We start from the raw sequence: 18,576 nt of genomic DNA, 5'->3' as shown, positions 1-18,576 counted from the left end.
GCCGGGCCCGAAGCGATCCGCGCCGCCAGCCCACCGGGCTGGCGGCGCCCGGCCCAACCGCAGGCCGTGCAGGTCTCCTGCAGGGATCAGCGGGCGGGAGCTGCCCCCTTGGCCCCGGAAGATCCCGCCAGCGCCGCGTCCAGTTCACGCAGCACCAGCCGGGTGCAGGCAAGATAGGCGGGATCATCCAGGAACGGCTCCTCCGCCAGCGCAAACCGCCGCGCCGCCGCACTCAGCGTGCCGTCGCCCCAGCACGGATGCAGGCGGTGCAGAAGATCGGTATGGGCCCGCGCCTCTGCCGCCATGCCGAAAATGCGGCGGCACAGCGCCTCCCTGCGCTCTGCAGGCACCAGCAGCAAGGCCCGCGCCACGGCCGAGACATCGCCCGGCAGCACCGGCCGCCTCATGCCAGCACCCGCCGCGCCGCAGGCCCCGCGCCGTAGCGCGCCGACAGCTGCGCCACCTCCAGCACATCGCCGGGCTGCACGCCGTCGGCGACCTGCGCCGCGGCATCATAGGCCCACTGCGGCGCCGCAACCGTGGCCTCGCGCAGCAACGTCTCCCCGCGCAGCACGCGGATGCGGTAGGCCTCCAGCTCTTCGCCCAGCGGCACGTCCGGCAGGTCCCAACTGTCGCCCTCGATCCGGGTACGGCGGATCCAGCCCGCAACCATGTCCCCGCCCAGCGCGCCCTGCAGCCGCAGATGCACCGGCGCATAGGGGCGCAGCCCGTTGCCGTCGAAGCTGTGCTGCTCATGCACATAGGAGGGATCGTCCGGCGCCCGCTGCGCCGGGCCGATGCGGTAGTGCCGGGCGCGGCGGCGCTGGTCCGGCGCCAGCGCCAACTGCACCGCACTGCCGTCCAGCACCACCACATAAGATCCCGCGGGCCAGACATCCGGCATCAGCGCATCCGTGCCGAGCTGACCGCGCAGCCGCCCGCGCAACAGATAGGTCTGCGGCGCGATCAGCTCCGCCTCGCGAAACTGGAACAGCTCCCAGTTGCCGGGGGTGCCGTCGCCGATCGCGGCGGCATTGGCCCCGTTCAGCACCGCCTCCAGGCTGCGACTTTCCAGGCTGCCCCAGATCAGCCGCAGCTGCAGATCTTCGCCACGATCCCAGATCCCGGCCCGCGCCGCCGCCAGCGGCGTCTCAGTAATGCCGATCACCTGACGGGCGGCGATCACCTGCTCCAGCGCGTAATTCTCATCCGTGGCAGAGCCATAGACCGCAACGCTGCCCGGCCATCTGGCGGCGGTCAGCGCCAGATGCGGCGCCTCTGGCACCTCGTCGCCGCGCATCAGCGGCAGGTCCAGGAACAAGGGCAGCACCGGGCCCGGCGCGGCAAAGGCGCTGACGTGGGGCAGCTCTTCGGCCGCATCGGCAGTGTCATAGACGCCGGGCTCGATCCGCACCGCCTCGACCAGCTGCGACTCGGCCTGTTCCACCCGGTCGATACGGTAGCTCTGCGCCCCGCCCTCCAGCGGCAGCGAGACCACGTCTCCCGCACCCAGATGCAAGAGCGACGGCGGCAATGAGAACCGCAGCGTGTCACGCGAGATCCGCGCCTCGGTCAACCAGCGCGCCACCACCTGCCGCGCCTCGGCCCGTGTCAGCGCCAGCGGCAGCGCGTTCTGGCTGACCGCATGGGTGGCCTCGTCCGGCAGCACCGCCTCAACCGCGCCCGCGGCATGGTCGCCGCCCCATTCGGTAAACCGCAGTCGCACCCGGCCTGCCAGCTCCGCCTCGCTGGCGCGGGCGGCCTCCAGCCGACTGCCGATCTCGGCGTGTTCGGCCAGCTGGTCCAGCGGCAGCGCCTGCGCCGCCGTGCCCTTGCGCATGACGAAGCGCAGAACCCCGTCGCGTTCCACCGCGTCAAATCCGTGCCGCAGCATCAGGGGTTGCAGCGCGGCCCGGGCATCGCCGAGATCGGCGATCACCTGCCCGTGCACCACGCCATAAAGCTGCGAGACATCGATCTCCACCAGTCCCGCGCGATGGCAGATCTCCTCTACTACCGAGGCCAGGGTGCGCTGGCCCGCCCGCCCGTTCAGCCAATGGCCGCGCAGGTAATTCTCGCCGTCGTTCCAGATCTCCAGACGACTCGGGAAGGCGGGAAAGGGCCGCGCATCCCAGGCCCAGACATAGGCGTTGGCCATGTCCAGCATCGGCGCGCCATATACCTCGGACACCGGGTTGTTCGCGGCCGCGCCCCAATAGCCCAGCACCGCCCGCAGGTAGTGGATCTGGATCAGGTCGTCGCGCTGGCCGTTGGAGTATTTCGGCAGCTTTGATTCCGAGCTTTTGGGGTCAAGGAACTTGTTGGGCTGGTTGGTGCCCTTGTCGATCGCGGCGCAGCCGAGTTCGGTGAACCAGATGGGCTTGGATTGCGGCACCCAAGGGGTCGGCTGCACCTGCCGCACACCGCCGATCCGCTCGTGATGCTCCTGCGCCCACCAGTTGCGGATATCCTTGTAGCGCCACACCCAGGGCTCGTCATGCGCGCCATCGGTGATCGGGGTGCGGATCTGTGCCGCCTCGGCCTCGGGCGAGTGGTAATACCAGTCATAGCCCTCGCCGCCCTCGATATTGCTGCGCAGGTAGGCGGGATCGTAGATCGCGGGCACGCCCGCCTGTGCGTCCAGATGATCGTCGCCCTCGCGCCAGTCGCTGAGCGGCATGTAATTGTCGATGCCGATGAAATCGATGTTTTCATCCGCCCACAGCGGGTCGAGGTGGAAGTACCGATCGCCCTCGGGCGACTGATAGCCCCAGTACTCGGACCAGTCGGCGGCATAGCCGATCCGTGTGTCCGGCCCCAGCAGCGCGCGCGCCTCGGCGGCCAGCGCCTGCAGCGCGGCAACCGCCGGAAAGCCCGCAGCGCCGCGGATCTGGGTCAGCGCCCGCATTTCCGAGCTGATGCAGAAGGCCTCGACCCCGCCCGCCGCCGCACACAGGGCGGCGTAGTGCAGGATGAACCGGCTCAAGCTCCATTCCTGTGGCCCGGTATAGGTCACGCTGCCCTCGGCCACGGTGAAATCCGCCGCCGTCACGGTGCCGAAGAACGTCGCCACCTCCGCATCCGCCGCCGCCGTGCCATTGGGGGAGCCGGGCTGGCCGGGCGCTGCCGACAGGGTGATCCGCCCCCGCCACGGCAAATGCGGCTGGCTGGCGGCACCAGTCCAGGGGTCGGGCAGCGCATTGCCCTCGGCCTGGTCCATCAGGATGAACGGGTAGAACATCACCCGCAGCCCGCGCGCCTGCATTTCCCGGATCGACTGGATCACCGCGGCGTCGGCGGGTGTGCCGCCATAGAGCGGCGTGCCGTCCTGCGTCAGCACCGCCTCGGCTGCCGCCCGGTCCAGCCCGCTGACCCGCCAGGGGATGCTGCCCTCGGCGCTCTTATGTTCCACCTTCGGCTTCAGGCTGCACGTCCCGCAGCGCAGGTCGCCGCCGAACCAGGACACGATCAGCGAGGCGGCGCCGCAGGCCGGCAGCTCCGCCTCCAGCGCGTTCAGCGAGGTCTTGAGGTCCGACAGCTCTGATGGCGTGTGCTGGTTGGCAGGCTTGGCATCGCCCGGACCGCCCGAATACTGCACCACATCCACCGCCAGCGTGTATTCACCGGTGCCGGGCATCAGCGCCACCCCCTGCACCAGTTGGCCCAGATCCTGCGCGTGCGTGCTGCTGCCGGGCTGTTCGGCACGCAGCACGTCAAAGGAGAATTGCGGCACCCGGTTGCCAAAACGGGAGAGGTCCAGGTTCTCCATAACCACATAGGCGGTGCCGCGGTAGGCGGGCACCTGGCCTGCACCCTCCACCGCCTCCATCACCGGGTCGGGCAGCTGATCGGGACTGCCGGTGTAGACGGTCATGTTCAGATCCTTTGGCGACACTTCCTCGCCATCGGCCCAGACGCGGGCGACATGGGCGATCTCGCCCTCGCACAGCGCAATGGCCAGCGACACCGAATAGCTGTAGCTGGTCACCTGCGGCTGTGCCGGGCGGCCCTTGCCGCCACCCCCGCCGCTGGTGGTGGCGGTTTCCAGGAACTCGGAGGCCCAGATCACCTGCCCGCCCAGCCGCATCCGGCCAAAGACCTGCGCCACCGGGGCGCCGTCGCTGGCCTGGGTCAGCCGGAAGCGGTCGACCTTGCCGGTCTCCACCGGGTCCGAGCCCGCCCCCAGCAGCCGCTCGTCGATCATCCGCCCGAAGGTGGCCCCCACCGCGCGGCCAATGACGGCCGAGGACAGCCCCGCAACCGTGCCGCCGATTGTGCCGCCGATCGCCGCACCGGCGGCGGATAGAAGTATGGTTGCCATCAGATCTGCTCCTTGGGGAAGTGAAACCGCGCCACGATGCGGCGCTGCCAGGGCGGGGTCAGCGGGCTTTCGACCACCCCGTGGCCTGCGTAGGCGTGGATGAAGGCCGGGCAGCGCCCGTCCGCCCCCCGGGGCGGGCGCATCACGCCCACCCGGGGCCGGAGGCTGCCCTTTCCGCCAGAACTCGCCACTATGGACTGTACCCCCAGATGCTTGGCCACCGATCCCGCGCGCATTCGGAACAGGATCACGTCGCCCGGCGCAGCCTGCTGCAACGGCTTGGCCGTCAGATGCCGCGCCGCCGCCTGCCACAGCGCCTCGGCGCCCTGGGGTTCGGACCAGTCCATCGTATAGGCGGGCGGCAGCTCCGGCTCGGCGCCCAGCAGTTCGCGCCACAGACCGCGGATCAGCCCCAGGCAATCGCAGCCCGCGCCGCGGCAGCTGGCCTGATGCACATAGGGCGTGCCGATCCAGCGCCGCGCCGCCGCGACCACCCTGCCCGCCGCCGCGCTCATCTCCGGCTCCCGCCGCCGTTAACGCCAGAGCGGCGCGGCACCGCCATCACCCAATCCTCGCCGGGGATGTCGGGAAAGCCCTGGAAGTTCAGCAGGTTGTTGAACTTCAGCCGACAGGTCTCCAGCCGCTTGTCGCAGCCCGCCTGCAGGCGGATCATATCGCCCGGCGCCACCGCGGCGCGTATCGGCTCCCACAGGCTGATCTCGCGGCCCCTGGCCTCGCGCCGGTCGGCCTTGACCGCCCCCCACAGCCCCGCCGCCGCGCCGCTGAGGACCGTCAGGCGGCCATGGGTAAACCAGCCCGGCTGGAACCCCGGCAGATCCTGCCAGCGGAACCGGTCGAGGCGCGGCACCTCTGCCGCAGGCAGGTCGGTCGCGTAGCCGGGGGTGGTCAGGTCAAAGCCGCAGGCGGCATCGCCCAGCACCGCGGTGCAGGGCTTCTGGTAGACCCGGCCCTGCGGCTGGTTCAACGCTTCGGTCAACCCGCGCAGCTCTGCCTCGAATGCGCCGCCTGCACGGCGGATCTCTCCCACCGTGCCGCGAAACTGCAGCCAGCGCATCGTCACATCGCGCCAGTTGACCAGCCAGCAGCGCAGCTCGGCCCCGTCATAGCGGCCCGCCTCGATGTCAGCCTCGGTCACGGCGGCATCGGACAGCACGCCCAGTGCTTCGCTATTGTCGACCGACAGGCCGGTTGCCTGGCTCAACGCCCGCGCCGTCAGCCCGCTGCCGGGACGGAAAGTGATGCCGTCGAAACTGAGAGCGCAGTCATGGTCGGTGAACCCCAGCTCCAAACCATCGCGCCGCCGCAGCGCCCAGGCCCGGCAAACGGTCGTTACACCGGTCTGAAGGTGAGCGCGGAAGTCATCGGAAAGACGGCTCATACCCGCAGCTCCACCACCGGCACCGCCGGTGCTTCGCCCGCCTGGAAGGAGGCGACGCTGGTCTGGATGCTGGCGGTGTCGAACCGCACCGGCACGTCGAACTCAAACCCCGCGCGCAGCACCAGGCCTTTCTCCGGCGGATGCGACAGGGTGATCAGGCCGGTGGCGGTGTCGAGCATGTAATCGACGCCCTCCTGCAGCGCGTCCTGGCCGATGCCCACCTGTACGGTGCCCGCCACAGGCTTGGTGATCGGGCGCTGATAACTGTGGCCGCCGGAGCGGTAGGTCTTGGCCAGCTGAAAGGTCACCGTACTGCCGTCGCCGGTGGCGATGTCCTGATCGTCGAAACGCACTTCGGCGCTGGGGCGGGCGGATTTGTAGTCGCTCCAATCCTTCCAGCGAAAGCCAAAGAGCTGCCCCTGACGCGCCTCGAAGAAGGCGATCAGCGTCTCGATATCCTCCAACGCGCGAAGCCCCAAGCCGGCGTCATAGCGACGGCGCGAATGCGCCCAGGGGGTGTTGCGCTCCTCGAACCCATTGGCGAGCGTCACCACATCGGTGCGCCGCTCCGGGCCGCCGACCGAGCCGAAGCTGAGCGAGGCGGGAAATCGGACTTCGTGAAAATTCATATACTTACCCTCCGGTCTTAACGATTGCGCCCGCCGCGGGACAGCGCCCGGGACAGCTGTGCGGCGATCTGGCTGCGGCTGCGTTCAAAGCCCTGCACGTCCGGGGTGGAGACATTCATCACCACGTGCACCGCGCCGCCGCCCTGGGCACGCACCCCCAGCGCGCCGTCGGCACCGCGGGTGAGCGGCAGGATCGCCTCTGGCCCGGCCTCGCCCATCAGCCCGGTGGCGCCGCGCATCGGAAAGGCCACCGGCCCGCTGACCACGCCGCCCTTGGCAAAGGGCATCACCCGGCCCTGGCTGAAGGCGCCGCCCTCGGCAAAGGGCAGCAGCCCGCCGATGAGCGCGCCGAACCCGTCGCTGAGCAGCCCCGCGGCATGATTGGTCACCGGCTTCATCGCCGCGTTGTAGGTGGTGCGCACCAGGCTGCGGGCCAGCGTGTCCATCGCCTGCGACAGGCTGTTGCCGTCGAACACCAGCCCGTCAAAAGCACGCCGCAAACCCTTGGAAAGACTGCGATCCAGCACCTGCGCGTCGCGGCCGGTTTCGGAAAACCCCTGCTTGACGCGGCCCAGCACCTCGGCGAATCCCGCCGCCATGCCCGAGGCGCCGTCCAGCGCCTCGCCCAGGGCTTCGCCCTGGAGTTCCAGTTCCGCCATTGAAGATGTGTCAGTCATCTGTTGCCTCCTTCTTCGCAGGCGTGTCGGGATAGGCGCGCATCAGATCCGCCAGCCGCGCACGCTGCATCGGCTGCGCCTGTGCGCCCGCGCCCAGCATCAGCTGGAGCTCGGCCGGGGTTAGCTGCCAGAAGTCGCGTGGCAACAGCCGCAGCCCGCCGATCCCGGCGCGCATCAGTCCCGGCCAGTCCAGCCCGGTCATGGGGTTTGCGGCGGGGTGAAGCTGCGCGTCAGCAGCTCTGCCGCGACCCGTGCCGCCTGCATCGGCCCGCCGTCTATGGTGGCTGCGGCCAGCGTCTCACGGCTGAGATCATGGCCGCCGCCGCGCAAGCCCGCGGCCAGGAGCGCAAGCACGTCGCGGGCGGAAAACCGGCCTTGTTCAAACCGCTGCACCAGCGCAATCAGAGTGTCCTCGCCCAGTAGCTGCTCCAGCTCCGCCAGCGCGCCCAGCGTCAGCTTCAGCGCGTAAGGCGTTCCATTCACAACCAATTCCGCCTCGCCTGCCTGTGGGTTCACCATCGGATCACATCGCGACAAAGCTGAGCGCACCGGCGCTGGCCAGCGACAGCTCATAGGTGGCCTCGCCGTTGTGGCTGCCCGCGTATTCCAGCGCGGTCACCTGGAACGGCCCCTGCACGATGCCGAAATCGGGGATGATCACCTGGAACTCGGGCGTCACCCCGTCAAAGAACAGCTGGCGGGCGCGTTCATCCGTGGCCTCGTCACGGAAGATGCCGGAACCGGAGATATTGGCCGAGCGCACCCCGGCCCCGGCCAGCAGTTCACGCCAGCCGCCCTGGCTTTCGAGGCTGGTCACATCGACGCTTTCGGCGTTGAAGCTGATCCGCGTGGCGCGCAGCCCCGCGATGGTTTCGAACAGGCCGGCGCCGTTCATGTCGACCTTGACCAGAAGGTCCTTGCCGTTTTGTACAGTCATGGGTTTTCTCCGAATGAAGTGTCATGGGGCGCTGATCGCCGCGGAGGTCACACGTCCTCCAGGCGGGCGCGGAAGCGCAGGGTGATCTGCCTGCCGCCGCCGGTCAGCCGTTCGGCGCGGGCGCGGTCGAACCACAGCCCCGCCAGCCGTCCGCGCGGCAGCGGCACTGCCGCGCCGACCAGCGCATCGCAGACGGCGGCGGCAGCGGATTTCGCGGCGGCAAACCCGGCCGCATCGCTGGTGACGGTCACGAAAAAGCGGTGCTCCGCGCCGCTGCCGGTGACGTCGGAGCGGTCCAGAACCTCCTCGCCGCCGAGCGCCACATAGGTCTGCGGCAGCGTGCCTGCGGGCAGCGCGTCATAGATGGCGCTACCGACCAGTGCTGTCAGCGCCGCATCGCCGCTGAGATGGGTGTAGATGGCGGATTGCAGCCCGCCTGCCAGGGCATAGGTCATGCTGCCACCTCCTCGACCGCGAAACAGGTGAGGTAACGGCCCGCGGCATCGGTTTCTGTAACCGCATCAATGCGGTAGATCCGGTTGTTGTCACGGAACCGCTGGTCCGGACGCGGGCGGGATGCAAAGCCATCCGGTGCTGCGCGCAGTGTGATACGGTATTTCTGCAAAGACAGCCCATCGCCCGCGAGACGCCCGGACAGCGGTTTCACCTCTGCCCAAAGGGTGCCGAGGGCGACCCAGGTTTCGCTAAACCCGCCGGCGCCGTCGGGGCTGCGCTGGGGGTCCTCCAGCACCAGGGCGCGGCTGAGATCGGGGAGCCGTTTCATGCCAGCCCTCCTGCAACCAGCCGCAGGCTGCGGTAGCGTTCGATCAGGCTGGTGACGCCAAAGGGCATGCAGCCGCCGTGCAGTCCGGTGTCGGAGCGGTGTTCGTAGTAATGCGCCGCCAGCAGCATCACCGCCTGGCCCAGATCGGCCGACAGGCTGCCCCAGTCCGCCGCCATCCCGGCCTGCAAGGAAATCCGCGCGCTGCCGCCCGCGGGAATGGCAGGCAGCAGCGCACCCGCCGGGCACAGCCGCGGGCGGTGGCTGTCGGCCTCCAGATGATAGGACGCCGGGTCCAGCAGGGTCTCCGTCCCGGCGGCGTCGCGCAAGTGTACGGCGTCGATCGTCGCCACCGGAGCAATCGGCAGCAGCATCCGCGCGCGATCGCGCCAGTGCCGGACCTCCAGCAGGAATTCACGTTTTATCAGTGCCTTGCCGGTCCTTCCTTCGATCGCAGCCAGGGCCGCGCGCAGGAAACCGGACAGCACCGGATCCTGCAGCCCCGCCTCGCCAAAGCCGGTGCCGAGGCGCAGATGCGCCTTGAACTCGGCCAGGGGCAGCGCGGTATCCGGCACCGGAGTCACTTCGCTCAGCATCATCATCTTACTCCTGTGGCCTCCCCCGTCGTGGTCCCGGTCTGCGGGCGGTGAAAGATGCGGCAGGCACGCGCCATCCCTTGCCGCTCGGTCGGAGGGGGAGCAGCTGGACGACAAGGGAAAAGTCGGGCGTGCCTGCCGGCGGAGCGGGCTGCCGCCCCGCCATCGGTCCTGACGATCAGGTCAGGCCGAATTTCATCAGCTTGATCGCGGCAAAATCGCTGACGTCGCCGCCGACCCGCTTGGTGGCATAGAACAGCACATGCGGCTTGGCGCTGAACGGGTCACGCAGCACCCGCAGGTCGGGGCGCTCGGCGATGGTGTAGCCCGCGCCAAAGTCGCCAAAGGCAATGGAGTAGCTGTTGCTGGCCGGATCGGGCATGTCCTCGGCCACCAGCACGGAATAGCCCATCAGCCGCGCAGGCTCCCCCGCGGCGAGACCGTCGGACCACAGGAATCGGCCGTCGGCGTCCTTCAGTTTTCGCAGCATTCCCGCGGTCTTGGAGTTCATGATGAAGGTCGCATTGGCGCGGTATTCCGCCGCCAGCGCATAGACCAGGTCAATCACCGCATCGCCGCTGCCGACGTCGCCGTCCACGCCCGAAGCCACATAGCCGATGCTGCCCCAGCTCCAGCTGGTGTCGTCCACCTTGGGGTGGAACAGGAAGCCCTTGGGCTTGTCGATACCGTCGCCGTTGATGAAGGCCGCCGCCTCGGACCGGGCGAACTTGCCGGCGATGCGGCCGGCCAGCCAGCCCTCGATGTCAAAGGCGCTGTCATCCAGCAGCCGCTGCGAGGCCTTGGGCAGCGCGCTCAGCTCGTGCAGCGGGATGGTGATGCGGTCGATGGTGCCGGTGCCGGTCTCTGCCGTGGGATCGGTCTCGGTGGCCCAGCCGGCGCCCAACTCGCTGTGGTCGATCAGCACGTCGTAGGAGGTCGCTTCCACATGCACCACCGAGGCCACCGCGCGGATCGAGGCGGAGGATTGCAGCACGGTCTTCACCGTCTCGGCGGTTTGCGGGTCGACCAGGTAGCCGCCGTCGCTGCCCACGGCAGTGGACATCGCCTTGCCCTCCAGCTCCAGCCCGCGCAGGCCGTCGTCATCGCCGCTGCGCAGGTAAGCGTTGAAGGCTTTCTGATGCGGCGCCGCACTGTCGCGGGCGGCGGCCAGAGGGGGGCGGTTCTGAGAGATTGTCTTACGGTCCAGCATGGTCACTCGCTTTTCTGCCTGTTTCAGCCTTGATTGCACGTCGGTTTGGAACCCCTTGAATTCCTGAAGAAAGCCGGACATGGCCTGCTTGACTTCATGGACCAGGGGAAGGGTGTCGCCGGACTGGTCCGGCTGGGTGTCTGTGCTCATGTGTCTTGTCCTGTCTTGAGGTCACGGGTGATCTGGCGCAGGCCGTCGGCCAGGGCGCGCAGGGCATCGCTGCCGGGCTCGGCCGCTTCGCCTCCGGGGGTGTCAGTGCGGGATTTGCCGCTCACGCGGGCGGCGGGCAGCATCGGGAAGGTGACCAGCGAGACCTCCCACAATTCCACCTGGCACAGCTGGCGGCAGCCGTCGGCGCCGCGGGCAGCCTTCTGGGTGCGGTAGCCAATCGACAGCCCATCGATGGCGCCCGCCTGGATCAGCGCGGCGACCTCGGCCCCCTTGGCGGTGGCAGTCAGAATGCGGCCCTTGACGAACAGCCCGCGGCTGTCCTCGCGCACCTCGTCCCAGACGCCGATCGGCTGCGCCGGGTCGTGCTGCCACAGCATCTTGACGCTGCGCCCCTCGGCCGCCAGCGCCGCCAGCGAGGCCGCATAGGCGCCGGGCTGCACCACGTCGCCGCCCCGGTCGGGCCGACCGAACAGGCTGGCGTAGCCGCTGATCGCGGCGGCGCCGGTCAGCGCCAGATCCTTTCCGAAGCTGGCGAATTTATGTTCGAGCGGGGGAATATCCTGCATGACATGTGCCTCATAAAGGTTTGATTTCACGGCAGCTGCACCGCCAGGAAGGATTGGAAGGCCTGCGCCAGGATCACCGCGGCGACACCGTAGACGGTGAGCCACAGGCGCTTTTCCAGCCGCTCCATCATCTGCTCGATCCGGTCGAGCCGGCGGTTCACGGCCTCGTGCTGGATCTGCGCGACCCGCTCGTGCGCCGACAGGCGCAGCCCCGGCGAGCAGTCAAAAGCGTGCATCGGGTGTTCAGTCATCCGGCTGGCCCTCCGTCTGGACCGGCGCGGCGGCCTCGGCCGGCAGGCCGAGCAGCTGGCGTTTTTCCGCGGTGGTCAGGAAGTCCGCCGCGGCCACCCGTCGCCACTGCGCCTCGCGCTCGGCCGCAAGGGCGGGCAGCTGGTCGAGATCGGGCTTCAAGGTCAGCGCATCGCCGCTCCATCCGGTCAGCCAGTCCGCCAGCGCGCCCGCGACCTTGGAGACCAGCGGCAGCACCGTCAGCCGGTAGAAGGCGCGGTTGGCCTCCTGGTAGTTGGCGTAGGTCGCATCGCCCGGAATGCCCAGCAGCATCGGCGGCACCCCGAAGGCCAGCGCGATCTCGCGCGCGGCGGCGTCCTTGGTTTTCTGGAATTCCATGTCGGAGGGGGAAAAGCCCATCGGCTTCCAGTCCAATCCGCCCTCCAGCACCATCGGGCGGCCTGCGTTCCTGGCGCCCTGGAAGTTGGACTGGATCTCGTCGCTCAAGATACGGAACTGTTCCTCGGACATGCGGCCATGGCCGTCCGAGCCGCTCCAGACCAGCGCGCCAGAGGGGCGCGCGGCGTTGTCCAGCAGCGCCTTGGACCAGCGGGAGGCGGCGTTGTGCACGTCGATCGCCATCGCCGCCGATTGCAGCGCCGACAGGCCGTAGTGGTCGTCCTGCGGGTGGAAGCTCTTGATGTGGCAGACCGGCGACTGCGCCGGATCCGCCGCAAAGCGATGCTTGCGGCCGCCGACCACGTAGTCAAAGCCCGCGGGCCAGCCATCGGGGCCGGGCACCACTTGCATCCGGTCCGAGCGCAGCACATGCAGCTCTGCCGGGGTGCCGTCCTCCGCCGCGGCCATTTCGACATAGGCATTGCCGGACAGCAGCAGGTGACCATAAAGCGCCTCGAGGAACTCGGCGCCGGTTTGGGCCGGGTTGGGGCGCGCCAGCAGCGACAGCCAGGGGTGGCTTTCATAGCGCTGGTGATTGTCCTGCAGCACCAGCGGCACCGCCGCGGCGGCCTCGGCGATCAGGCGGATCACCCGGTGGCCGACCGGATTGCCCGCAAAGCCGGAGCGGGTCAGGGAAACACTGTCGCGCGGGCTCCAGGCGGTGCGGCCGGTGCCCTGCCAGGAGACGACGCGGGCGGTCTGGCTGACCTTCCGCTCGGGAGGTTCCGGTGATTTGCGCCGCAAGAGGTCAAAGACCATGATCCGCTCCTTGTTGTTCAGGATGACGCGGCGGCCCGGTGGCGGGCGGTGCGTCTTTGCTGGGGATGATTGATGCCAGAAAGCCCTGAAGATTTGCGAAGCGGTGCGTACGCAGGGGGGGCAACACCCAATGGCAAGACATTGAAAAAAAACAGAAACCGCCCGTTGCACGAACGGGCGGTTCCGTGGTTTCAGCGGCCCCAAAGGGCCAGAGCGGGCGCTTACAGCACGCGCACTTGCGGCAGGCGCAGATAGGCGGCGGGGGCGAGGATCAGCTCGTGCAGCGCCCAGACCAGCGCGTCCAGCCGGTCGGGCGAGCCCTGCCCCAGATAGCCCTGCGGCGTCATCTGGCACATCTGGTCCTCCAGCTCTCCCAGGCCCGGCAGATGCCGCACCCGGCCCTGTTCATAAAGCGCGGCCACGGGTTCTGCCCGGGCGGATTTGGACTTGCCCGCGTGCAAGGCGCGGAATGGCACCAGCGGGTCGGCCTGGCGCAGCAGGGTTTCCACCAGCGCGCCGCCCTGGTTGACCTCTGCCACCACGCGCTCGGCGCCGAATTCGTCGCGGGCGGCGATCACCGCCCTGGCCCAGGCCAGCGGCCCCACCCCCTGCACGGTGCGGTCGGCCAGCACATAGGCGCGCCAGTCCTGCGGGCGGCCGCGGGTGACGGCGCCCGCCACCACGATGCCGCAGGCGTCTGAGGCCTTGCCTGCGCTCACCGCAGGGTCCACCGCCACCACCACCCGGTCCAAGGGCGGTGGGTTCGCCTGCTGCTGGCCCGCCAGCGTGGCGCTGGTCCACAGCGCGCCTTCCACATCGGCCAGCATCACGCCGTCCAGTTCCTGCCGACCAAGGCGGGTGCCCGCGTAGCGGGCGCGCACCTCCTCGAGGAAGGAGGGGGCGAGATTGGCGCGGTTGGCCTCGGTGGCGGCATGGGTCTGCACCGTGCTGGGGGCGGCCAGCAGCCGTTTGAGCGCGGGCGCATTGCGTGGCGTGGTGGTGACGCAGACGCGCGGATCCCGCCCCAGCCGCAGCGCGAATTGCAGCATGTCCCATGTCTCCTGCCCCTTTTTCCACTTGGCCAGCTCATCCGCCCAGGCGGCGTCGAACTGGGGGCCGCGCAGCGCCTCCGGGTCGTGGGCGGAAAAAGCCTGTGCCTCGGCGCCATTGGGCCAGATCAGCCTGCGCTCCGACGCCTTCCACTGCGGCCGCCGGTCGGGCGGCGAACAGGCGAGGATGCCGCTGTCGCCGTGGATCATCACGTCGCGCACCTGGTCATAGGTTTCCGCCACCAGCGCGATGCGCCGCGCCCGGCCCGGATCGCGCGGCCGCGGCCCTTCGGCCAAGGAACGCACCCATTCCGCCCCTGCCCGCGTCTTGCCCGCGCCGCGCCCGCCCAGGATCACCCAGGCGCGCCAATCGCCCGGCGGCGGGCGCTGGTGATCCAGCGCCCAGATGTCGAACAGATGCGGCAGCGCACAAAGCGTGCGGAGGTCCAGCTCATCCAAGAACCAGCTCAGGATCGAGGGCGGCACGCAGGCCAGAAAGTCCGCGTTCGACAGCCGCGCGCGCCGCGACGAGATCGAGCTCGTTTTCGGATTTGAACAGGTCGGCGAATTCACTGCTTTGTTCTGCAAGGACTCTCTCCACTTTCTGGCATTCCCGGATCAGCTGCTCCAGCTTGCTGACCTGCCCCTTGGTGCCGGTCACCTCGTCAATTCCGTTGGTCTCCAACTGTTCGCGCAGCGCCTCTGCCTCGTTGCGCAGGCGGTGAATGCTCTCTTGCAGCGAGCGCAAGAGATCGGAGGTATACAATACCTGCCGCTTCAGGTGGCTGCCGCCATCCTGGTCCGGTGTCTGATCTGTCATGAAAATCTGGCTGCCTTATGCGTTTCTTGATCCGCACAAGAGAGAAAGACAGGCCGCCGCAGAACCCGACGCGGCCTTGTGTTTCTTCCAGCTGCAATACAACCCTTACGTGAAAATAGCGCAAAAGTCAAGCTCGGCAGGAACGACGCGCAACGGGTACAGAACGCCCTACGGTTCTGATGCGCAACAAAAAAGGGCGCCAGTCGGCGCCCTTTTCCATATTCTCTGAGGTTGCGGCGGTCAGTTGTTCTGCTGCCGCTCGGCCTCGATCTGGCGCCATTTGGCGACGTTGCGGTTGTGCTCTTCCAGCGTTTCGGCAAAGGCATGGCCGCCGGTGCCGTCCGCCACGAAGAACACGTAGTCGGTTTCTTCCGGGTTCACCGCCGCCTCGAGGCTGGCCATGCCGGGGTTGGCAATCGGCGTCGGCGGCAGGCCTTCGATCACATAGGTGTTCCACGGGGTTGCCCCGCGCAGCTCGCTCTGGCGCAGACCACGGCCCAGAACGCCCTCACCCTTGGTGACGCCGTAGATCACGGTCGGGTCCGTCTGCAGCCGCATGCCGCGGTTCAGGCGGTTGGTGAAGACCGAAGCGACCAGACCGCGTTCCTCGGCAACGCCGGTTTCCTTCTCGATGATCGAGGCAAGGATCAGCATTTCCTCGGGTGTTTTCACCGCGGCCTTGTCCGAGCGGCCTTCCCAGGCGGCATTGATCCGCAGCAACTGGCGTTCCTGCATTTCCGCCAGCACCGCAGCCCGTTCAGTGCCCGGTGTGACCTCGTAGCTGTCCGGGGCAAGCAGCCCTTCGGCCGGACGTTCGCCAGGATCACCAGTCAGCACATCCATCGCCTTCAGCGCCTCGACCACCTGCCAGCTCGTCACACCTTCGGCCACCGCGATGCGGTAACGGGTGTCACTGTCCTGACGGGTCTCGGTATAGGCTTCGGGGACTTCGCCCTCACCAAGGATGAACTCCGCCTTCTCGACGAACTTGTTGGTGGCCGGATCGAGTTCGCGTACCTCGGCCTGGGTGCGGGTCACGCCGATGCGATAGACGACCTCGGTGCCGCAAGTCGATGCCGCGGAGGTGGTGATCTGGTTGGTGATCTCCTCCATCGAGGCGCCCGGCTCCACCAGGAAGCTGCCGGCCTTCAGCTGGCCGGTCTTTTCGCTGTACTTGGCGCCGAGACGGAACAGGGTCGCCGAGGAGACCGCGTTCTGTTCTTCCAGATCGCGGCTCACCCGTGTCATGTTCGATCCCCGCTCCACCCGCAGGCAGATCGCCGTGTCCAGCGGGCCTTCGGCGGTGTACTGCGATTTGCCCCACAGGATGACGCCGCCCAGAAGGAACAGCGCCACGATGAGGATCGACAGCATGTTGGAAGCGAGGCTGCGCCACATCAGCTGGATTTCCCGAAGATCACCGACGCGTTGGTGCCGCCAAAGCCGAAGGAGTTGGACAGCGCCACGTTGATTTCCCGCTCACGCTTGGCGTTGGGGGCGAGGTCAACCGGGGTTTCCACCGCCGGGTTGTCCAGGTTGATGGTCGGCGGTGCCACCTGGTCGCGGATCGCCAGGATCGAGAAGATCGCCTCGATCGCGCCCGCCGCACCCAACAGGTGGCCGGTGGCGGATTTGGTCGAGGACATGGTGACATTGGCCGCGTGATCGCCCAGCAGACGTTCCACCGCGCCGAGTTCGATCGTGTCGGCCATGGTCGAGGTGCCGTGGGCATTGATGTAGTCGATCGCGGACGGCTCCAGACCGGCGTTTTTCAGCGCCGCACGCATGGAGCGCTCGCCGCCTTCGCCGTCCTCGGAGGGGGCGGTGATGTGGTAGGCGTCGCCCGAGAGGCCGTAGCCCAGAACCTCGGCATAGATCTTGGCGCCGCGGGCCTTGGCGTGCTCGTAATCCTCCAGCACCACGATGCCGGCGCCTTCGCCCATGACGAAACCATCACGGTCGGCGTCATAGGGGCGCGAGGCGGCCTTGGGGTCATCGGCGCGCTTGGTGGACAGCGCCTTGCAGGCGTTGAAGCCGGCAATGCCGATCTCGCAGATCGCCGCCTCGGCGCCGCCTGCGATCATCACGTCGGCGTCGCCGGATTTGATCAGCCGGGCCGCGTCGCCGATGGCATGGGCGCCGGTCGAACAGGCGGTCACGACAGAGTGGTTCGGGCCCTTGAAGCCGAAGCGGATCGAGACCTGACCGGAGATCAGGTTGATCAGCGCGCCGGGGATGAAGAAGGGCGACACCCGGCGGGGGCCTTTCTCCTTGATCATCACGGCAGTGTCGGCGATCGAGGACAGGCCGCCGATGCCGGAGCCGATCATCACGCCGGTGCGCAGGCGGCTTTCCTCGTCCTCGGGCGTCCAGCCTGCGTCCCGGACAGCCATGTCCGCAGCGGCGATGCCATAGAGGATGAAGTCGTCGATCTTTTTCTGTTCTTTCTTGATGACCCAGTCATCCGGGTTGAACGTGCCCTCAGACCCGTCGCCGCGCGGAACCTCGCAGGCATAAGTGGTGGCGACGCCGCTGGCTTCGGCGTCAAACAGGGTGATGGGGCCGGCGCCCGACTGTCCATCCAGCAACCGGGACCAGGTTTCTTCGACTCCGCTGGCCAGCGGGGTGACCAGGCCCAGTCCGGTGACTACTACTCGGCGCATTCCTTGCTCTCCTATGCCTCGGCAATCCGTCCGTTCAGATAGCTTGGAATGGCACATGGGCGCAAGAGCGGGCTGGGACACGTATTTCGAGCGCAACTGGCCGTTTTTTGCGCAAAAGTTGCGAAAGAGGAAGTTTTCGTTAACACTTCACCTGTAGGTTGAAATCACCTTCAAGGAAATACTCGGCATCCGGTCAGACGGCTTGCCACAGCGGGTTGGAGCATCGGGCCAATAGTGTCTCCAACCCGCTTTTTTCCTGTGCAGGGAAAGGCCGTTCTCCCGTGCCTTAGCCAAGCAAATCGCTGCAGCCGCACTGGCGGCGTTAACCGCAAATTCGGAAATTTGCCCCATTGTTGCAGCTGCACGTAACAAGGGACCACCCTCGCCATGCAACGATGGCTTTTGATACTCGCACTGTTGCTGACCGGCCTGCTGCCACTGCGCGCCGAGGCCAGCTGTGCCGTACATCAGGACCTGTCCAACTTGCACCGCGCCTCCCGGGGCGTGCTCTCCTATCTTGAGACCGGCGAAGGGGCTTATCACCTGCAGGGATTGCGCAGCTGGATGAGCGTGCACCCGCCGCAACCGCTGCTGCAGCGGATGCGCGCGGTCGGAATCACCGCAGCCGCGCCCCCGGCGATGGAACTGCTGAAACGGCACCAGGCCTTGCTGCACATTTACGCCAGCCAGGGCCGTATCGCCGCGCGCGACAGTGCGCGCCATCTCAAAGTCGCCGAGCTGGTGGCCGAGTTCGGCCTGCTGGTCGAAGCCCTGCCCTGTGACCAGGTCAAGGAAGAGGGCTTTGGCAGCAAGCTGGTCGCGGTCGCGGCCGAGGACGCCCGCATGCGCCAGCAGATCATCAATGCGGGCATTGCCTGGGTTTCCTTTCTGGTTCTGGGCGGCAGCATTCTCTATTTCCTCGATCGCATCGGCATCCGCCGCATCCGTCGCACCAAGCGGTTTCCCTGCGCGGTGCCCTGCACGCTTCAGGCCGGCAGCCGCACCCTGCGGGGACATCTGGTGGACCTCAGCCGCGCTGGCGCCAAGCTGCGCCCGGATGTGCCGCTGGTGGTCTCGGGCCGGGTCGGGCTGCAATTCGGTGGCTACACGGTGACCGCGCAGGTCCGCTGGCAGACGGCTGACTATATCGGCGTGCAATTCACCAAGGATTTCAATTTCATGCAGCTGCACCGGTTGCTGGAAGCCTATCCGATGGACGCCCTCGACACGGGCGATGTAAAAGTTGGCGCCCGACTGGCCCACTGAGCGCGAGTGCCATCTGGCCTGCCTGCTTCTCCCATCAGCACTTAC

General features: G+C 67.9%; 22 protein-coding genes. 2 read left to right on the top strand and 20 right to left on the bottom strand.

Annotated elements, in window-relative coordinates; genetic code table 11:
* Positions 1 to 86 precede the first annotated feature (86 nt).
* The 18 genes from AB9K35_RS21310 to AB9K35_RS21225 all read right to left on the bottom strand — a co-directional run bounded on the left by AB9K35_RS21310 (position 87) and on the right by AB9K35_RS21225 (position 14,602).
* Positions 87 to 407: a hypothetical protein gene (locus AB9K35_RS21310; protein ID WP_369929254.1), complete on the bottom strand. Its 321-nt coding sequence runs from the start codon at positions 405 to 407 to the stop codon at positions 87 to 89.
* Complete coding sequence (locus AB9K35_RS21305; protein ID WP_369929252.1) at positions 404 to 4,321, bottom strand: glycoside hydrolase/phage tail family protein; 3,918 nt, start codon at positions 4,319 to 4,321, stop codon at positions 404 to 406. The genes AB9K35_RS21310 and AB9K35_RS21305 overlap by 4 nt, the downstream gene beginning before the upstream one ends.
* The gene (locus AB9K35_RS21300) at positions 4,321 to 4,836 is read right to left on the bottom strand and encodes an NlpC/P60 family protein (RefSeq protein WP_369929250.1); all 516 of its coding nucleotides are present in this window, start codon (positions 4,834 to 4,836) and stop codon (positions 4,321 to 4,323) included. Before AB9K35_RS21300 ends, AB9K35_RS21305 begins: the two co-directional genes overlap by 1 nt.
* The gene (locus AB9K35_RS21295) at positions 4,833 to 5,720 is read right to left on the bottom strand and encodes a DUF2163 domain-containing protein (protein ID WP_369929248.1); all 888 of its coding nucleotides are present in this window, start codon (positions 5,718 to 5,720) and stop codon (positions 4,833 to 4,835) included. Before AB9K35_RS21295 ends, AB9K35_RS21300 begins: the two co-directional genes overlap by 4 nt.
* Positions 5,717 to 6,349, bottom strand: coding sequence for a TIGR02217 family protein (locus AB9K35_RS21290; protein WP_369929246.1), 633 nt, complete (start codon positions 6,347 to 6,349; stop codon positions 5,717 to 5,719). The genes AB9K35_RS21295 and AB9K35_RS21290 overlap by 4 nt, the downstream gene beginning before the upstream one ends.
* Before the next feature lie 17 nt (positions 6,350 to 6,366).
* On the bottom strand, positions 6,367 to 7,026 hold the full coding sequence (locus AB9K35_RS21285; RefSeq protein WP_369929244.1) for a phage tail tape measure protein: 660 nt from the start codon (positions 7,024 to 7,026) through the stop codon (positions 6,367 to 6,369).
* Complete coding sequence (locus AB9K35_RS21280) at positions 7,019 to 7,228, bottom strand: rcc01693 family protein (RefSeq protein ID WP_369929242.1); 210 nt, start codon at positions 7,226 to 7,228, stop codon at positions 7,019 to 7,021. Before AB9K35_RS21280 ends, AB9K35_RS21285 begins: the two co-directional genes overlap by 8 nt.
* Positions 7,225 to 7,545, bottom strand: coding sequence for a gene transfer agent family protein (locus AB9K35_RS21275; RefSeq protein WP_369929240.1), 321 nt, complete (start codon positions 7,543 to 7,545; stop codon positions 7,225 to 7,227). The genes AB9K35_RS21280 and AB9K35_RS21275 overlap by 4 nt, the downstream gene beginning before the upstream one ends.
* A 4-nt stretch (positions 7,546 to 7,549) precedes the next feature.
* The gene (locus AB9K35_RS21270; protein ID WP_369929238.1) at positions 7,550 to 7,963 is read right to left on the bottom strand and encodes a phage major tail protein, TP901-1 family; all 414 of its coding nucleotides are present in this window, start codon (positions 7,961 to 7,963) and stop codon (positions 7,550 to 7,552) included.
* Between the two features lie 47 nt (positions 7,964 to 8,010).
* Complete coding sequence (locus AB9K35_RS21265) at positions 8,011 to 8,418, bottom strand: DUF3168 domain-containing protein (RefSeq protein WP_369929236.1); 408 nt, start codon at positions 8,416 to 8,418, stop codon at positions 8,011 to 8,013.
* On the bottom strand, positions 8,415 to 8,747 hold the full coding sequence (locus AB9K35_RS21260; protein ID WP_222453183.1) for a head-tail adaptor protein: 333 nt from the start codon (positions 8,745 to 8,747) through the stop codon (positions 8,415 to 8,417). Before AB9K35_RS21260 ends, AB9K35_RS21265 begins: the two co-directional genes overlap by 4 nt.
* Positions 8,744 to 9,343: a head-tail connector protein gene (locus AB9K35_RS21255; RefSeq protein WP_369929233.1), complete on the bottom strand. Its 600-nt coding sequence runs from the start codon at positions 9,341 to 9,343 to the stop codon at positions 8,744 to 8,746. Before AB9K35_RS21255 ends, AB9K35_RS21260 begins: the two co-directional genes overlap by 4 nt.
* A gap of 175 nt (positions 9,344 to 9,518) precedes the next feature.
* Positions 9,519 to 10,700: a phage major capsid protein gene (locus AB9K35_RS21250; protein WP_369929231.1), complete on the bottom strand. Its 1,182-nt coding sequence runs from the start codon at positions 10,698 to 10,700 to the stop codon at positions 9,519 to 9,521.
* A complete protein-coding gene (locus AB9K35_RS21245; protein WP_369929229.1) occupies positions 10,697 to 11,287 on the bottom strand; it encodes an HK97 family phage prohead protease in 591 nt (196 codons plus the stop codon). Before AB9K35_RS21245 ends, AB9K35_RS21250 begins: the two co-directional genes overlap by 4 nt.
* 26 nt (positions 11,288 to 11,313) lie before the next feature.
* Positions 11,314 to 11,538, bottom strand: coding sequence for a hypothetical protein (locus tag AB9K35_RS21240; protein ID WP_222453187.1), 225 nt, complete (start codon positions 11,536 to 11,538; stop codon positions 11,314 to 11,316).
* Positions 11,531 to 12,733: a phage portal protein gene (locus tag AB9K35_RS21235; RefSeq protein WP_369929227.1), complete on the bottom strand. Its 1,203-nt coding sequence runs from the start codon at positions 12,731 to 12,733 to the stop codon at positions 11,531 to 11,533. The genes AB9K35_RS21240 and AB9K35_RS21235 overlap by 8 nt, the downstream gene beginning before the upstream one ends.
* A 221-nt stretch (positions 12,734 to 12,954) precedes the next feature.
* Positions 12,955 to 14,241, bottom strand: coding sequence for a DNA-packaging protein (locus AB9K35_RS21230; RefSeq protein ID WP_369929225.1), 1,287 nt, complete (start codon positions 14,239 to 14,241; stop codon positions 12,955 to 12,957).
* Entirely contained in the window at positions 14,234 to 14,602 is a 369-nt protein-coding gene (locus AB9K35_RS21225) for a hypothetical protein (protein WP_369929223.1), read from the bottom strand. Before AB9K35_RS21225 ends, AB9K35_RS21230 begins: the two co-directional genes overlap by 8 nt.
* On the opposite strand from AB9K35_RS21225, the gene AB9K35_RS21220 reads away from it, so the two are divergent.
* A complete protein-coding gene (locus tag AB9K35_RS21220; RefSeq protein WP_369929221.1) occupies positions 14,601 to 14,831 on the top strand; it encodes a hypothetical protein in 231 nt (76 codons plus the stop codon). The two genes, AB9K35_RS21225 and AB9K35_RS21220, sit on opposite strands and share 2 nt — an antisense overlap.
* 11 nt (positions 14,832 to 14,842) lie before the next feature.
* Here the strand turns inward: AB9K35_RS21220 and mltG are convergent, their stop codons facing one another.
* Both mltG and fabF read right to left on the bottom strand, forming a co-directional pair.
* Positions 14,843 to 16,000 (bottom strand): endolytic transglycosylase MltG, encoded by a 1,158-nt coding sequence (gene mltG, locus AB9K35_RS21215; RefSeq protein ID WP_222453191.1) that lies wholly within the window; start codon positions 15,998 to 16,000, stop codon positions 14,843 to 14,845.
* Entirely contained in the window at positions 16,000 to 17,265 is a 1,266-nt protein-coding gene (gene fabF / locus AB9K35_RS21210) for a beta-ketoacyl-ACP synthase II (RefSeq protein WP_369929219.1), read from the bottom strand. Before fabF ends, mltG begins: the two co-directional genes overlap by 1 nt.
* Before the next feature lie 387 nt (positions 17,266 to 17,652).
* Here fabF and AB9K35_RS21205 point away from each other — a divergent pair, with 387 nt between their 5' ends.
* The gene (locus tag AB9K35_RS21205; protein WP_369929217.1) at positions 17,653 to 18,531 is read left to right on the top strand and encodes a PilZ domain-containing protein; all 879 of its coding nucleotides are present in this window, start codon (positions 17,653 to 17,655) and stop codon (positions 18,529 to 18,531) included.
* The last annotated feature ends 45 nt before the right edge of the window (positions 18,532 to 18,576 follow it).

Origin of the sequence: Leisingera sp. XS_AS12, assembly GCF_041224635.1 — a bacterium.
Classification (GTDB): domain Bacteria; phylum Pseudomonadota; class Alphaproteobacteria; order Rhodobacterales; family Rhodobacteraceae; genus Leisingera.
Note: the sequence above shows the minus strand (reverse complement) of the source record. Positions and strands in the feature narration are given on the sequence as shown.

What these genes read in the sequence shown, in the direction of transcription:
- fabF (WP_369929219.1), bottom strand. Translation starts at nt 17,265, where the DNA reads ATGCGCCGAGTAGTAGTCACCGGACTGGGCCTGGTCACCCCGCTGGCC.
- AB9K35_RS21300 (WP_369929250.1), bottom strand. Translation starts at nt 4,836, where the DNA reads ATGAGCGCGGCGGCGGGCAGGGTGGTCGCGGCGGCGCGGCGCTGGATC.
- AB9K35_RS21290 (WP_369929246.1), bottom strand. Translation starts at nt 6,349, where the DNA reads ATGAATTTTCACGAAGTCCGATTTCCCGCCTCGCTCAGCTTCGGCTCG.
- AB9K35_RS21270 (WP_369929238.1), bottom strand. Translation starts at nt 7,963, where the DNA reads ATGACTGTACAAAACGGCAAGGACCTTCTGGTCAAGGTCGACATGAAC.
- AB9K35_RS21245 (WP_369929229.1), bottom strand. Translation starts at nt 11,287, where the DNA reads ATGCAGGATATTCCCCCGCTCGAACATAAATTCGCCAGCTTCGGAAAG.
- AB9K35_RS21280 (WP_369929242.1), bottom strand. Translation starts at nt 7,228, where the DNA reads ATGACCGGGCTGGACTGGCCGGGACTGATGCGCGCCGGGATCGGCGGG.
- AB9K35_RS21255 (WP_369929233.1), bottom strand. Translation starts at nt 9,343, where the DNA reads ATGATGCTGAGCGAAGTGACTCCGGTGCCGGATACCGCGCTGCCCCTG.
- AB9K35_RS21260 (WP_222453183.1), bottom strand. Translation starts at nt 8,747, where the DNA reads ATGAAACGGCTCCCCGATCTCAGCCGCGCCCTGGTGCTGGAGGACCCC.
- AB9K35_RS21205 (WP_369929217.1), top strand. Translation starts at nt 17,653, where the DNA reads ATGCAACGATGGCTTTTGATACTCGCACTGTTGCTGACCGGCCTGCTG.
- AB9K35_RS21250 (WP_369929231.1), bottom strand. Translation starts at nt 10,700, where the DNA reads ATGAGCACAGACACCCAGCCGGACCAGTCCGGCGACACCCTTCCCCTG.
- AB9K35_RS21295 (WP_369929248.1), bottom strand. Translation starts at nt 5,720, where the DNA reads ATGAGCCGTCTTTCCGATGACTTCCGCGCTCACCTTCAGACCGGTGTA.
- AB9K35_RS21285 (WP_369929244.1), bottom strand. Translation starts at nt 7,026, where the DNA reads ATGACTGACACATCTTCAATGGCGGAACTGGAACTCCAGGGCGAAGCC.
- AB9K35_RS21310 (WP_369929254.1), bottom strand. Translation starts at nt 407, where the DNA reads ATGAGGCGGCCGGTGCTGCCGGGCGATGTCTCGGCCGTGGCGCGGGCC.
- AB9K35_RS21240 (WP_222453187.1), bottom strand. Translation starts at nt 11,538, where the DNA reads ATGACTGAACACCCGATGCACGCTTTTGACTGCTCGCCGGGGCTGCGC.
- AB9K35_RS21305 (WP_369929252.1), bottom strand. Translation starts at nt 4,321, where the DNA reads ATGGCAACCATACTTCTATCCGCCGCCGGTGCGGCGATCGGCGGCACA.
- AB9K35_RS21275 (WP_369929240.1), bottom strand. Translation starts at nt 7,545, where the DNA reads ATGGTGAACCCACAGGCAGGCGAGGCGGAATTGGTTGTGAATGGAACG.
- AB9K35_RS21225 (WP_369929223.1), bottom strand. Translation starts at nt 14,602, where the DNA reads ATGACAGATCAGACACCGGACCAGGATGGCGGCAGCCACCTGAAGCGG.
- AB9K35_RS21265 (WP_369929236.1), bottom strand. Translation starts at nt 8,418, where the DNA reads ATGACCTATGCCCTGGCAGGCGGGCTGCAATCCGCCATCTACACCCAT.
- AB9K35_RS21235 (WP_369929227.1), bottom strand. Translation starts at nt 12,733, where the DNA reads ATGGTCTTTGACCTCTTGCGGCGCAAATCACCGGAACCTCCCGAGCGG.
- mltG (WP_222453191.1), bottom strand. Translation starts at nt 16,000, where the DNA reads ATGTGGCGCAGCCTCGCTTCCAACATGCTGTCGATCCTCATCGTGGCG.
- AB9K35_RS21220 (WP_369929221.1), top strand. Translation starts at nt 14,601, where the DNA reads ATGAAAATCTGGCTGCCTTATGCGTTTCTTGATCCGCACAAGAGAGAA.